This window comes from candidate division TA06 bacterium B3_TA06 (assembly GCA_005223075.1).
Classification (GTDB): domain Bacteria; phylum Hydrothermota; class Tepidihabitantia; order B3-TA06; family B3-TA06; genus B3-TA06.
On the sequence record NJBO01000009.1, the window covers coordinates 65,642 to 80,025 of the forward strand.

General features: G+C 54.2%; 11 protein-coding genes and 1 tRNA gene. All 12 read right to left on the minus strand.

Going from position 1 to position 14,384, the window contains the following annotated elements; all coding sequences use genetic code 11:
* Positions 1 to 27: 27 nt before the first annotated feature.
* The 12 genes from CEE36_06695 to CEE36_06750 all read right to left on the minus strand — a co-directional run bounded on the left by CEE36_06695 (position 28) and on the right by CEE36_06750 (position 14,053).
* A complete protein-coding gene (locus CEE36_06695) occupies positions 28 to 1,548 on the minus strand; it encodes a hypothetical protein (GenBank protein ID TKJ42766.1) in 1,521 nt (506 codons plus the stop codon).
* Entirely contained in the window at positions 1,548 to 1,751 is a 204-nt protein-coding gene (locus CEE36_06700) for a hypothetical protein (protein ID TKJ42767.1), read from the minus strand. Before CEE36_06700 ends, CEE36_06695 begins: the two co-directional genes overlap by 1 nt.
* Positions 1,752 to 1,764: 13 nt before the next feature.
* Positions 1,765 to 3,240: a hypothetical protein gene (locus CEE36_06705; protein TKJ42768.1), complete on the minus strand. Its 1,476-nt coding sequence runs from the start codon at positions 3,238 to 3,240 to the stop codon at positions 1,765 to 1,767.
* A 206-nt stretch (positions 3,241 to 3,446) separates the two neighbouring features.
* On the minus strand, positions 3,447 to 4,091 hold the full coding sequence (locus tag CEE36_06710; GenBank protein ID TKJ42769.1) for a hypothetical protein: 645 nt from the start codon (positions 4,089 to 4,091) through the stop codon (positions 3,447 to 3,449).
* Between the two features lie 17 nt (positions 4,092 to 4,108).
* The gene (locus CEE36_06715; protein TKJ42770.1) at positions 4,109 to 5,095 is read right to left on the minus strand and encodes a thioredoxin-disulfide reductase; all 987 of its coding nucleotides are present in this window, start codon (positions 5,093 to 5,095) and stop codon (positions 4,109 to 4,111) included.
* A complete protein-coding gene (locus CEE36_06720; protein TKJ42771.1) occupies positions 5,089 to 5,754 on the minus strand; it encodes a glutaredoxin in 666 nt (221 codons plus the stop codon). The genes CEE36_06715 and CEE36_06720 overlap by 7 nt, the downstream gene beginning before the upstream one ends.
* Positions 5,755 to 5,797: 43 nt before the next feature.
* Positions 5,798 to 5,883: transfer RNA gene (locus CEE36_06725), tRNA-Leu, on the minus strand.
* 211 nt (positions 5,884 to 6,094) lie between these two features.
* Positions 6,095 to 7,501 (minus strand): transcriptional regulator, encoded by a 1,407-nt coding sequence (locus tag CEE36_06730; protein ID TKJ42772.1) that lies wholly within the window; start codon positions 7,499 to 7,501, stop codon positions 6,095 to 6,097.
* A 27-nt stretch (positions 7,502 to 7,528) separates the two neighbouring features.
* Positions 7,529 to 8,629, minus strand: coding sequence for a DNA polymerase III subunit beta (dnaN, locus tag CEE36_06735; GenBank protein TKJ42773.1), 1,101 nt, complete (start codon positions 8,627 to 8,629; stop codon positions 7,529 to 7,531).
* A 193-nt stretch (positions 8,630 to 8,822) separates the two neighbouring features.
* The gene (locus CEE36_06740) at positions 8,823 to 10,145 is read right to left on the minus strand and encodes a chromosomal replication initiation protein DnaA (protein ID TKJ42774.1); all 1,323 of its coding nucleotides are present in this window, start codon (positions 10,143 to 10,145) and stop codon (positions 8,823 to 8,825) included.
* 135 nt (positions 10,146 to 10,280) lie between these two features.
* Positions 10,281 to 12,683, minus strand: coding sequence for a carbamoyltransferase HypF (hypF, locus tag CEE36_06745; GenBank protein TKJ42775.1), 2,403 nt, complete (start codon positions 12,681 to 12,683; stop codon positions 10,281 to 10,283).
* A 74-nt stretch (positions 12,684 to 12,757) separates the two neighbouring features.
* Positions 12,758 to 14,053 (minus strand): hypothetical protein, encoded by a 1,296-nt coding sequence (locus CEE36_06750; GenBank protein ID TKJ42776.1) that lies wholly within the window; start codon positions 14,051 to 14,053, stop codon positions 12,758 to 12,760.
* Positions 14,054 to 14,384: the final 331 nt, after the last annotated feature.

Consider the following 14,384-nt stretch of genomic DNA (forward strand, 5'->3'; position numbering starts at 1 on the left):
AAACGTGGCACGAAACGCGGGGTGTTTTTAGACCGCTTTCCGGAAGAAGCTGTCGAATGCCTGGGGGCGTAAGTGCTTTTTTAGCTTGCGTATGGCGCGTTCCTTGACCTGTCTTGCCGCCTCGCGCGAGACGCCCAGAAGGTCGCCCAGCTCGCGCAGGTTCAGCACCTCGCGCTGAGGACTGACGTTCCAACAAAGGCAGAAAATCTCCTGTTGCCGTAGGTCAAGTGCTTCCAGGTGGTCTGAGATAAGCGAAGGGATGTTCTTGGCCACCCGGCGCATGATCTTAAACATCGCGCTCTTTATCTCTGAGTAATCCATCCTCTTCTTTAGCAGCTGTGGCAACCTCCGCATATCGGCTGCCGTCAACTTGGCATAGCGCTTGAAACCGTCGGTGCCAAGGCTGAGGCGCAATCGTGATAGGATTTTACGCGAGGCCTGACATACGATTTGTTGGATTTCTTCTTCAGATCGCCCGGAGATGGCGGTCAACTTCTTTATGGCAACGCGTCGATCCTGCGGCATGGGCACCCCGAAGTGCCGGCTGACCACGTAAAGCTCGCGGTCGGAAAGAACCGCGGCAAGCGAGGAGCGCACGTGGCGCTCCATCTCATCCTTGGCGCTGACCTCGGCAGGCGACGGGGAGGTGGTATCGCGCAGGACCTCCTCAAAGGTGACCTTGGAATCCTCGAACGGCATGGCGTCTATGGAGAGCTCGGCCACACCGCAGTCGAACGCGGCGGAGACATCCTCCGGTGTCGCCTTAAGCTCGCGGGCCAGCTCCTCGATAGAGGGCGAGCGGCCCAGGCGCTGGGAGAGAACCCCGTAGCTGTCGCGGATGCGTTTTGCAAGGTTGCGCATCCTGATGGGCAGCTTGATAAGATGCCTGGAGGCGAGCGCCGAGACGATGTAGTAGCGAATCCACCAGTTGGAGTAGGTGGTTAGACGAGTCTTGCGGCGCTCGTCGAACTTGCTGACCGCCTGGATAAGACCCAGGTTGCCCTCGTTAATCAGCTCGGCCAGCGCCAGCCCCCGGTTCTGATACTGCTTGGCGATGGTAACCACCCAGCGAAGGTTGTGAAGAATCAACCTGTCGCGCGCCTCGCGGTTGTAATCGAGTAGATCGGCCAAAGCTGCGGGCGAGCCCGGCTCGACCTCGGTGATCAGTAAACCGCGCTTGATGCCCAGCACCTTGATCCTGTTGGCGCTAAGCCCCTCAACCTTGCGAACCCTCATACCCAATATCGGAGCGTCGGGATCCTTCTTCGCCTCTGCATGGGAGAACGATGCAGGTATCTCAAGGACAAGCTCTAGATTCTGCGCTCCCCTGCGCACGGTGATCTTTAGCTTTGAACCCGGGCCTGAACGTTTGATGAGACTTAAAAGTGTCCTTGGTGAGTTGCAACCCCTGCCATCAACCGCAATTATCACGTCCCCCAGTCTTGCCCTGCGTGCTAACCCCTCCTCCGTTTCCCTTGAGATCAGGGGATACCGCATTATCTCCTTAAAGTAACGCGATAATGATCTATCGGAGACCCACCTAAGCATTAAAATGCTCCTTTTTGCCGAAGGCAAAAAGATCGCACTTGCTTGTTGATCTTCCTTCGGGGGTCCCCGACCAGACACGAAGTGTCTGGTCGGGGTAAAAAATTCATCTCTCCGATCTTTTCCCCGCAGGCCAAAAGGAGGATTGAGGGGTCCCCGCACGGCTGCGCAGCAGACATGTGGGGTGTAAGCCCCTCCTCAAACATCAAAACCGCCTCCTTACTCTAAATAAAGTGTAACGAAGAATCGGCGCCCCTGGCGGTAAATCTGCACCAGGACAACCTCTTTCTTTGAGGATTTAAGCTCACCTGCTATCTTGTAGAACTCACCCTGATTCTTAACGGAGCGGCCGTCTATCTTGAGGATAACATCACCCGGTCTGATCCCTGCGCGTTCAGCAGCAGAGCCAGGCTGAACGTCTTCGACTAAGACCCCTGCGGAGAGGTTTTGGCTCGCGCGCTCGGATGCCGAAAGCGAACGAACCACCAGACCGAAATGGGCCTCCCGCGCCTGAGGGGAAGGACGAGTTGAAGCCGCAACCTCCTCAGGCAACTCCTCCAGCTTGGCATTCAAGCCCATCTCTCTGCCCCCGCGCCAGATCTTTATCGCCACGGTCTTTCCGGGCGGCGTGGCGGCGACACGTTCCCGGAAATCCTCCACATCACCTACCTTGTGCCCGTCAAAGACCACTATCACGTCGCCTGAACGTAACCCGGCTCTGTCGGCAGGGGTGCCTGGAACCACATCGGCTATGAGCACACCATAGGCTCCCTTAAGTCCCAGGCCCTTGCGCATATCCGCATCAAGCTCCTGCGGGTAGACCCCGAGGTAACCACGCTGGACCTTCCCTTTGGTGATAAGCTGCCTGGCGACCTCTTTGGCCATGTTGATGGGCACGGCAAAGCCTATGCCTATGTTCGTCCCGGAGGGGCTGGATATCACCGTGTTAAGACCTATCACCTCTCCATTGATGTTGCAGAGCGGCCCACCTGAGTTGCCTGGGTTGATGGCCGCGTCGGTCTGGATGAAGTTCTGGTAGCGCTGCCGGGAGGGCAAAAGCAGATTCGAGCGGCCCTTGGCAGAGACAACCCCAACTGTCACCGTCCCTTCAAGCCCGAATGGGTTGCCTATGGCTATAGCCCAATCGCCTACGCGAATCGAATCGGAGGCTCCCAACTTTGCAACAGGCAGATCCTTAGCTGTCCGAACCTTGAGCACCGCCAGGTCGGTATGTGGGTCTCGCCCGATAAGCTTCACCTGGCCCCCCTTGAAGCTGCGGCCGTCGTGCAGAGTAACTGTGATATCCTCGGCCCCGGCTACCACGTGATCGTTGGTGAGGATATAACCGTCCGGGCGAAAGATAACGCCAGAACCCAGGCTGTAACGCGTCTGCTCGCGGGGCACCTCTCCGAAGAACTTCTCTGCAAACTCCCTGAAGAAGGGGTCGTCAAAGGGAAGACCGGGAACGACAACCTTCCTGCTTGAGCTGATGTTAACCACCGCAGGCAGAACCTGCGCCACCACAGCCGCAAATGGGCTTTCACCTGACCCTGGCAGACCAAGTGTATCGGCTTCTTCAGCTTCAGCCCTAGGAAAGATATTCAACGCCCCTGCAACAAGTAAACCGATGACGAACGCCGCTACCGCGGCCGAGCCTATTATCACCCCAACCCATTTAGCCGAGATCTCCTTCATTCTCTAAACCTCCTTCTTACAAATCCCATAGCCGCCATCTCGACAAGGGGTTGTATTTGCTTGACAGGTCCACCTCCAATAATACTCAAAATACCTATGACGTGCAACCCTTACTTAAGGTTGCCCGAATCATCCTCCTTCTTTACCGCAATCTTTCACCCGTTCCTGCTAAAGGAGCAAATTTCGGGGTATCAATTCGGGTGAAGTCAGTATTCCTCGGCAAGAAGGGTGCGGATCTGGGCCTCCATCTCGGCCTCCATCCCAGGGACGAAACCTGTGTGGTCAAAGGCTATCCGGCCTTTCTTATCAATGATCAGGGTGCGCGGTATGCTGCGTATCCCGTAGAGTTTTCCGGCAACGCCTTTCTCGTCGGCAAGCACAATGTAGCTTATCCCGGCTTCGCTTGCAAACCTGGAAAGATTCGCCTCCTTGTCAAGCCCCACACCCAAGACCACGAACCCCTGAGGCTTGTAGGTCTCGTAGAGCTTGATGAGGTGTGGTATCTCCCTGCGGCACGGCCCGCACCACGTGGCCCAGAAATCCAAAAGCACAACCTTGCCGTAAAAATCGGACAGCGAGTGCTGATTGCCTCTAAGATCGGCGAGGGTGAAATCTGGCGCTTGCCTGCGATCGGCGCCCGGGTCCTCTTTAGGTGCAGTTGAGGTCTGGGGGGTATTGCCTTCATCCCCCTCAAGTGAAGTGTCTGCAACTTCGGAGGCGCTTGATGTATCGGGGATGCGCTCTGTTACTTCGGGTGTCTCGCTGGGATTCTTGTTGCCGCAGCCTGCAAGGAACCCTGCCCCGAGAATTGAGAGGATAACCATAACCCCTGAAAGTCTTGCCAACTTCATCTTGCTGCTCCTTTAGGCTAGGATTTGGACGAAAGGTAGTGTTCAACCTCTATTGCCGCAATAGTTCCGGAGCCCACTGCCGCCGCGATCTGACGTGTGGCGCCGGAAACCACGTCCCCCGCGGCCCACACGCCTTCAACGTTCGTGCGAAGATTGGAGTCCACCTCGATGCAGCCCCACTGATCCAGCTTGAGCTGATCGGCGAACGCCTCGGTCTGAGGCAAAAGCCCTACGTAGATGAACACCCCGCCTGCCGGTATCAGCTTCTCCTCGTTTGAGTCCCTATCACGCACGCGCACACCGGTCACAGTTTCTTCACCCTCGATGGCGAGAACCTCTTGATTCAAGAGGAAAGAGCCCTTGCCCGTCTTCTTAAAGCGTTCGATAAGGATGCGCTCCGCCTGGATGGTAGGCAGGAACTCAACTATGGTGATCTTTGAGGCGAACTTTGCCAGAAATAAAGATTCCTGGACGCCTGAGCTTCCGGCCCCTACCACGAGGAGCTCTTTGTCGGCAAAGAACGGACCGTCACAGGTTGCGCAGTAGCTGACTCCTCGTCCGTAGAGTTTCTTCTCGCCGGGTACCCCGAGCTTCTTAGGTGTTGTTCCAGTGGCGATGATCACGGCGCGCGCCTTTATATCTTGACCTGCAACCCTTATAACCTTGGGATCGGCGGCAAGGTGGATCTCTTCGGGTTCGCCTGAGGCAAACTCGGTGCCGAATCGCTGGGCCTGGCTCTGCATGGCTCGACCGAGCTCGGCTCCGGCCACGCCATCTGGGAAGCCCGGGTAGTTCTCTATCCACTCGGTGGTGGCTACCAGACCTCCTGGGGCCCCCTTGTTAACAACCAGGGTGGAAAGCTGGGCACGTGAGGTGTAGATGGCGGCGGTCAGGCCTGAAGGCCCGCCACCGATCACTACCACATCGTAGGAGTCCTTTAGATCAACCTTTGGCGGCCCGGTAACGGAGAAGGAAAACTCCACTTCTTCCCCGTATCTCAGGATTCCGGCTGGGTGAGTGCGGAAAGCACCTGCTCGACCACCGCGGCCTCGGGCATAGCACCCTCGAACTGAACCCTCTCGTTGATTATCGTCTTGGGAACCCCGTAGACCGCATACTTATTGGCAAGGTGGGGGAACTCCACCGACTCGATCATCTGGGCCTTTATATAGCGAGGGTTGGCCATGGCGATCTTATGCGCGGCGCGGACCGCATTGGGGCAGTATGGACAGGTGGGTGTCACGAACACCTTGATCTCAACAGGTGTGGTGATGGCGGCGACCTTTTTAACCAGCTGGGGGGACAGGTCACTTTTGCCCGCGGATACCTCGAGGATGTCGGCAAGAAGGGTTGAGAACTCATAACCGGAGGGGATGCCGAAGAAGCGGATGCCGTAGTCCTTATCCTGCTCTCCAAGAAGGATAATGGCCGGAACCTTGTCCACCCCGAACTGCTTTGCATCATCCGAATCGATCTGCAGATTGCGAACATCAAGGGTGATCTTATCCGAAAGCTCGGAAAGCTCGGTGAGTATCTCCTCGGTGGGCTGGCAGTACTCGCACTCAAGCTTCTGGGAAAAGAGCAGTATCTTGACCGGGCCTTTGAGTTTTTCATCGAACTGTTCTCGGATGTATTTTTTGTCCTCATCCTTCAACATTCCCATTATTAAGTCCTCCTTTTACTTTCCATTTACAATCAACGAGGAATGCCGAAGGAGGGAGTTGAACCCTCACGAGGTTTTATCCCCAACGGATTTTGAGTCCGCCGCGTCTGCCAGTTCCGCCACTTCGGCATCTTTGCTACATTCTAAAACAAATCAAGACAGTGTCAAGTTTTTGATCTCCTCGTGTCACAATATCCTTTCTCTTAGCACCTTAAACAAAAATAGGCTGAAATACAGCCTATAGGAAGTAATAAGACATAATTAAGGCTGAATAAGACGGAATAAGACGGAATAAGGCCATTTAATCGGCCTTATTATGGCCTTATTATAAGACGTATTTCTAATCCTGTTTCTTAATAAGGAACCAACGCGCTCCACGACCATATCCTCTCAATTCTACTAGATCAAGATTTTTGAGCCTGTCGAGTTCACGACGCAGAGTCCTTTCTGGAATAGAGGTAGTTAAAAGACGCATAATTTCTCCGATCCGAAGATCAGTATGTATAGATAGAATAGCAAGTATCTCTCGCTGTCTTTCGCTAAGTCGGAAGTCGACGCGGTAAGGAGCTATATAACCACTCGGAGTGAATTTCACCCCGACAGACCCGCCCTGTTCTACGAATTCCGGTTCTGGATGTCCAGCCTGAACGCAAAGCTCAACTATCTTTTGTGTTCCTCTACCCCACTTCTCAATCAATCCTCGTCGGAAAAACACCTCCGCTATCGACGGATTACGTAACCGCGAGGGATGGTCCCGTTTCAGATCCTCAACCCTTAAACCAGAAGGCAAGGTGCCATCGCTCCATATTTCGAGACGATCATCAAAAATGGCGAGATTCACGGCCCCGCCGATTATTGAATAATCCCGGTGACAAAAAGCATTAACCAAGGCTTCACGCAGGGCCACAGTAGGAAACAGAGGTTCATCCTCTCGCTCAAAAAGCCCTGGTTGAATCTTTCCTGCTATAGGGAGATGACGTCTTAAGAAAACCATAGCCTCTTCAAGAAGTTGGAACGCATGTCCGTAAATCTGACGGTTATCCAGAAACTCTGTTTTACTCAGACCTTTGAAGCGGGCCATCCGCAGTCCGCACTGGGGATAATCCGGTAAAAACTCCCGCCCGAAAAGTACCACTGCGGCATTAAGGATTCCTTTATCGGTCATTAAGTCAAACCTCTCAAGTATCTCTGCAGGGTCTGATCCTGTAGATTCTGGTAGACGACCGGTCTCAATCCCGCGACGAGCTGTGCGTAAAATCTCCTCTGTGTCAAGGTCCTCAATACTCCATCCTTCAGCAACTTGGGTCTCCCACCGGTGTGTGGTGTCTCTGCGTTTAGACAGAAGTTGGTCGTAGCGTTCTCGGGGCATACGACGAGTTGTATTACCGATCCTCTCATAAGGTCGGTCATCATAGGTATAGGGAACATGAGGGCCATAAGGTCTAGCTTCTAAAACAATGACCTCTCTACGAGCAGAAGTCTCTAAGGCTATCCTTTCCATAATTACATCATTGTGTAGCTTGATCTTAGCGAGCTCGTTAGCAATACCTTCCAGGGTCTTCTCTGAAATCTCTTGGCCTATGATCTCCCCATCCTTTTTAACTCCGATTAGGACATGCCCTCCTTTTCCATTAAGGAAGGCGCACAACGTTTCACAAGCGGGTTTAATCTGGGCTGTCGACTTCTTCAGCTCAAGGGTATCCCATTCCTTTTTGGCAACAATCCGCTTGAGTCCTTCGTAATCCATCTGATAATTTCCCTTGACTATCTCTAATCAGTCAAGCAAAATCGGCATCAACAGGTAAAGGCGATTTTGTTTCTCCCGCTCGCCTGGGCCACGAAGGAGAGCGGCTGAGAGCGCGCCTGTTATCTCGAACACCACCTCATCGGATTCAAGGTGCCGCAGGACATCCAGAAGATAGGAGCCGTTGTAAGCGACCTCGAAGCTATCGCCCTTATAGGAGGCGGTGAGTTCCTCCTGGGCCTCTTCACCTTCGGGCGAGAACGCGAATAACTGAAGGTTCTTGCTGCCAAGAACGAACTTGATCTGTCTGGTTACCTGATTGGTAAAGATCATCATCCGCCGCAGGGCCGCTGTTAGCTCCTCACGATGAACCGTGAGAAGATTGTTGATCTCGGCAGGTATAACCTTCTCATAATCGGGATAGGGTCCCTCGATCAGGCGGGAGACAACCTCGGTCGCTTCAAAGCTAAGACCGATCTTTGCCTCGTCAAGAAAGACATCAATGCTGCCTTCCAGCTCCTTGGGCAGGAAGCCAAAGATCTTTGTTGGAAGGATGTGGGACTGTTCTGCAATCTCCGGCACACTCTCTTTATCTTCGCTTAAAGCCATACGATGGCCGTCTGTGGCAACCATTCGGTTACGCTGGGGTTTGATCTCCCAAAGAACACCTGTCATCGCGGGACGGTCCTCGCCTCTTGAGACCGCGAACTCAACCCCCTCAAATAGCCCTTTAAGAGAGGAGGCCTCGATGTTGAACTGGATCGCCGAAGGACGCTCGAACATCTTGGGAAATTCATCAGGATCAAGTATAGGAATCCGGAAGGTGCTTCGTCCAGCCTTCAGAATAACCCGGTTTTCTTCCTTTATGAACTCTATCTCCCCGGCTGTGCTTTCCTTTACTATCCCTGCAAGTTTACGGCCGGGAAGAAGAACGCGGGCTTCTTCTGCTGCCTCTATCTCGCTTGAGGTTTTTACATAGATGTCCAGATCTGTAGCCAGAAGGGTGAGGCGTCCTTTCTGTGTAGAACAAAGGATGCTTTGAATTATAGGATAGGGCGTGCGTGAAGGAATAACAGGCACTATGCGATTTATTAACTCCTCCAGCCTATCCCTTGAGATTTTGAACCACATCTTTCCTCCTCTAATTCAACAACAGTAGAAACAAATATTACTTAGGTTGTTGTTGTTGTCAATGTGGAGTTGGTGGATTTCAGTGTAACCTTCAGTCGTATCAGAACTTAGATACGCAGAGGCATGTTGAGAATTCTGTTGACTAAAGGGGATATCTGTTGAAAACCAAGCGAGTCTCTCATAACCCACAATCCTATCCACGGTTTATCCTCTGTTCTATCCCCATAATCTTTTCCTTGAACTCAAGGTCCTCTTCGGTCAATCTTTTTATTTTATCTATTGCGTGAATCACGGTTGTATGATCTTTGCCTCCGAAGAAGCGGCCGATCTCTTTGAGTGAGATCCCCAGCATCTTGCGAATAATGAACATCGCCGACTGTCTGGCAAGGGCAAGTGGTGCTGTGCGTCGTCTGCCCTTTATCTCCTCGATTGTTACGTTGAACGTACGCGCCACCTGTTTTGTTATGCGGTTTGGTGTGGTGCGTGGACGGTTTCTTAAAAGATCGTGAAGCACCTCCTCTGCAAGTGAGGTTGTAAGGCCTTGTCCTGTAAGTGATGAGAGAGCAAGCAGCCTTATCAGCGCGCCTTCAAGCTCGCGGACGTTTGAGCGAATCCTTGATGCGATGTAGTAGGCCACGTCCTGCGGCAGGCTCTGGCTCTCCGAGTAGGCCTTTCTGCGCAGGATAGCTATACGTGTTTCAAGGTCAGGGGGTTGGATATCTACTACCAGCCCACCGGAGAAGCGGGAGGCGAGGCGTTCCTCAAGGGTTGGGATCTCGCGCGGCGGACGGTCCGAGGTCAACACCACCTGCTTTCCACCCTCGTAGAGATGATTGAAGAGGTGGAAGATCTCCTCCTGCAGCGACTCCTTTCCGCGAAGGAAGTGGATGTCATCGATAAGCAAGAGATCCTTGGATCGGTAGCGATTCTTGAACTCCATCCTGGTTCCCTTCTCAAGGGCGTCGATGAGTTCGATAAAGAGGGTCTCTGCCGGGATGTATGCAACCGCGAGTTTCGGGCGTGCGCGGTGCAGATAGTTTCCGATAGCCTGAAGGAGGTGGGTTTTGCCCAGCCCTACGCCGCCGTAGATAAACAACGGATTGTAGACCTCCGAGGGGGCCTCTGCAACGGCAAGGGCTGCGGCATGTGCGAAGCGGTTTTGCTCCCCGACCACGAAGTTGGCAAATGTATACCGCTCCTGTAGTCGTGAGCCGTCCTTGGCGTAGACGATACGTCGCCTCGTAAACCTCGGCCTTGCTGCACCCGGCTCGACCTTGCGCGCCCTAAACGCAATCCGAAGATCGCCTGAGTTGACCTCGGCTAAAGCGTCCGCGAGTGCCTTGCTGTAGTACTCCTCTATCCACTCCACGAAGAACGGATTCGGGACCTCAACCAGAAGCATGCCTTCTCGCTGTTCCAGAAAGCGTGTGGGCTTAAACCAGGTGTTGAAGCCTTCCTCAGGGATCAGGGTCTTCAGATGCTCGAGTACGGCGTTCCAGAGGGTTTCGGCACTCACTTTTCCTCCGGGTTATCCACAGGCTTATCCACAATCTCTCCATCTACAACTTGCTGGTTTACGTAACTTGACCCTCCTGACTCCCGATGCCGGGGTGGTGGGGACGAAGAAACTATACGCGGCTGGGAAAGCTTGTCAAGTAGTTTGAGCCTTAATTGGCTCCAACTCGATAAGTGCTCGAGCTGCCAAGAGTTGGCCGGCTGCAAGACCCCCGTCCGTCGCAGGGATAAGCCGGGGGAGGAGAGGCAAGAGACGTTCTTTCCGGGCGAGATTGTTCAACAGGCGAACCAGGGTGCGGTTGACGAACACGCCGCCTGAAAGGGCGACGGTGCTTGTGCCGGTCATCTCTCTGGCTCGCACAAGCCAGTCTACCAGGACCCTTGCAAAACCAAGGTGGAACCGAGCGGATATCTCGGAGGGTGCCAATCCCTTTTCCATATCCTCAATTATCGCCGCAAAGCAGGGCGCAGGATCAAGGATCAGGTTACTGCCGATCTCGAATGGATATCCGCTTTTAGCCTCCAGATCGGCAGGGCATAGCGATTCCAGTGCCACCGGTGCCTGGGCCTCGAAGGTGATCTCGTCCACCAGGCCTATGAGTCCTGCGACCGCGTCAAAAAGCCTGCCCGCACTCGAAGCCCGTAACACCCCCCGTACCACCCCCCGCAACACCCGTAACACATCATTTTCTCTCTCAAGCAGCTTGCCAGCAATCTCACCCTCTTTACCGAACATCTCGATCGCCTTGTCTTTTCCAAACAGATCGGCAATCACCCCTGCCGCCATCCTGCGTGGCCTGCGGATCGCCAGCTCTCCCCCCACCAGGGGCAAAGGCTTGAGATGCCCCAATCTCTTGAACCGACCTCCCCTATCATGCACGTACAGCAATTCGCATCCCCAGATGGAAGAATAATCATCTGCGGGGTGAGGACCGTAGCCGGTTCCATCCAACGCTAATCCGATTACCTCCTCCTCTATCTCGTGCTCGAACATAACCGAGGCTACGTGCGCGTGGTGGTGCTGGACGCGGTAAAGCCGGATGCCTTTATCCTCGGCGTACCGCTCGGCCCACCGGGTGGAGAGGTAGTCGGGGTGCGCATCGCAGACCACCACTTCAGGCTCAACGTGGAACCAGCGAAGATAGGTTGTCAAAGTTTGCTCAAAGAACTCCATGCTCGCTCGGCCAGAAAGTTCGCCTATGTGCGGAGACAGCCATACGCGGTTGCCTGCAGCCACTGCAAAAGAGCCCTTCATCTCGGCACCTACCGCAAGCGAAGGTGGGAAGCAGAAAGGCGTTTCGATAGGGGCCGGAGCAAACCCACGGGCCCTGCGGATCAAGTGAATTTCACCCCGCGAGGATACTTCGTCTCCTCGCGGGGACCCCGACGGAGAATCAGAAGACACCAAGGCGACCGAATCATCGATGCGGTTGGCAATTCTCCGGTTGTGAGCGAGCACCGCGTCAATCACATCCCCCACCTTATCGAAAAGCTCTAGCTCATCCGCGATGATCGGCTCATCACCCCTATTCGCGCTGGTTGCGACCAAAGGATTCAATCTCTTCCCTTCGAGGTCTGTGGCGAACATCAGGTGATGAATCGGGGTGTAGGCAAGCATGATGCCTACGCCTGGATTGAGGGGAGCAAGTGCTGCCCTTATATCCTCACCCACATCCGGATTCCACGGCAAAAGAAGGATCGGGGCAGCGGGCGCCCGTAACACAAGCTCCTCTTCCCGAGAGATAACCGCTAAGCTTCTTGCCTGCTCGATATTCGCACACATCACGGCCAGCGGCTTATGTGCCCTGCGTTTGCGCTTCCTTAATCTTTCCACAGATTCAGGGTCCATCGCGTCGCACATCAGGTGATACCCTCCCAGGCCTTTTACCGCAACGGTCTTTTCTGAAAGCAGTAGCCGCACCGTCTCCTTGATAGGATCTTTGCATCTCAGCACTCTCCCAGACGCGTCAAATAGCACCAGCTCAGGCCCGCAAACCGGACATGCATCCGGCTGTGCATGAAAGCGGCGGTCTGAAGGATCATCGTACTCCCTCTGGCAGTCTTCGCACATCTTGAATTCAGCCATGGTTGTTTTTGGTCGATCGTAGGGGAGGGATGAGATGATGGTATATCGAGGTCCGCAGTCGGTGCAGTTGGTGAAGGCATAGCGATGCCTTCTATCCGGAGGGTTCAGTATCTCTCGTCTGCAGTTATGGCAGGTGGCGAGATCTGCTGAGACCTGAAGTTCCTGTGACGCCTGGCCCGCCTCGCTTTGCAGGATCCTGAATCCTCTGAGCCCCTGCTCCTCGGCCTTTTGAACCTCGATCCCTGTGATGCACGATGCGGGCGGCGGGTTGTTCCTCAGTTCATAAACGAATCCCTCGATGGCTTCTCTTGATCCTTCGAGAAATATCACCACCCCGCCGAGGTCGTTTAAAACAAAGCCCGCGAGGCCGCGTCTTGTGGCCTCGCGGTAACAGAATGGTCGCAAGCCCACCCCTTGAACGGCTCCCGCAACCCGGATATTTACAGCCGACATCTTCTCTCCGGATGCGCTCTAGTCCATTGCCTTAAAGCAATAGCTGACGATCGCGGGGCTGGCGATTTTTAGATTTACTTCTTCTTCGGTTTCTTAGCCACAGGCTTTTTCTTTGCAGCTGGCTTCTTCTTGGCAGCGGTCTTTTTCGGCGCTTTCTTTTCAGGCTCCTCTGCAGGCGTGGTCACTTCAAGCTTCTCCGGTATCTCGATCTCCTCCTCTTTGATCTCAAGCAGGTTGCGCTCATCCTTCTTTCTAGCGAGCACGAGGTAGACGAGTGTGTTGCCAGAAAACCAGATGGCCATCCCGTAAGCCAGAACCAAGAGGATAAACGCGTGGTAGGCGATGGAGAAGAGTATCGTGCCTACCATCGCCGACCAGTTCGGGACCATCGCAGCTTTTGAGCTCACAAGGCTCGGCAGATCAACAGCGCCCTTTATCCAGCCGAAGGCGTTATGCACCCAGTTGGGCAGCCAGAACAACGCCTGTTCCACCCAGCGGGGCAGCAGTAGCCTTACGGTATCGGCCGCTGAGTTGATCATTAGATCCAGTTTGTAGAAAACCTGGGCACTGGCCTTGACCTCGCCCACGTTCATGAGAATGCCCGCGATCCAGCGGCCCAGTTGCAGGGCCTTTACACTGAAGAACGCCAGGATAACCATGCCCACTATGGCGAAGATCACCAACATGAACTGGTACCAGATGAGTCGCCATGGCTGATCGTTGACGCATGAGAAGACCTCGAAGAGGTTGTCGAAGGCGTCCGATTTTGTGGTTCCGATGACCGCCGGACCGATAGTGAAGGTGAAGAAGAACACCACAATGAGGTAGACTACGAACAAAGCGACGGCAAAGGCGGGTATCACCAAAAGTCCCACGATCATCTCGCCTGCGAAGGGGATTCTTCCGATAAGCCCCAGCAGCAGGCCTGCGGCAAGAAGCAGAATGACGAACAGGCCCAAAAGGACAGGGGTGGCGATAAGCGCACCCAAACTCTTCAGCGCCTGCTTCCACGCCTCCTTGACCTCGTAGAACTCGTCTCCACGCAGCTGTTCGTAGGTGAGCTTGGAGATAGCTATCCCGGCGGTCATAGCCACGAAGATAAGCCAGACCACGCCTACGGCCCAGAGTATCCAGCCTCCCACGTTGAAGGCGGGAAGCGAAGCTACCGCATCGGGCATCGGCAGGAGACGGAAGTTTTCCCATACGGCCTCTAGGCTTGTCCCTGAGACGAGATATGCGAGGTAGCCGAGAACCATGTAGCCCAGCCAGCCGAATAGCAGGCCTTCAAAGCCCACCCATATCTTCTTGGCTGAGAACCCGAGCCTGAAGGCCCGGAATATGTCTTTATAGTTGAAATGTAGCTTCGTCATCTTTCAAGCCTCCTTCAGCTCAAGACTTCCTCCGAAGAGTGCTAAACCTGACACACCGGCATAAGGAACCGAAAGATCATGTAGAACACGAGCGCCAGGCACAACACACTCACTCCCATGATGACGCCGTATGGAATGCGGTGCCTTCGAGGTTTGAAGAAACGCCGCCTCATATATTCCTCTCCGCCTTCCTTGTGTTTTCGGTTCCCTGATGCCCTGTGTCCGGGCGTCCATTTTCGTATCTTACTCGGTTGCGTGAAGTTGTCAAGTGTATTGTGTAGGCTTAAGTTGCTAGCGGGCAATCCTGCGGCAATGTGAACGCATGTTTCCC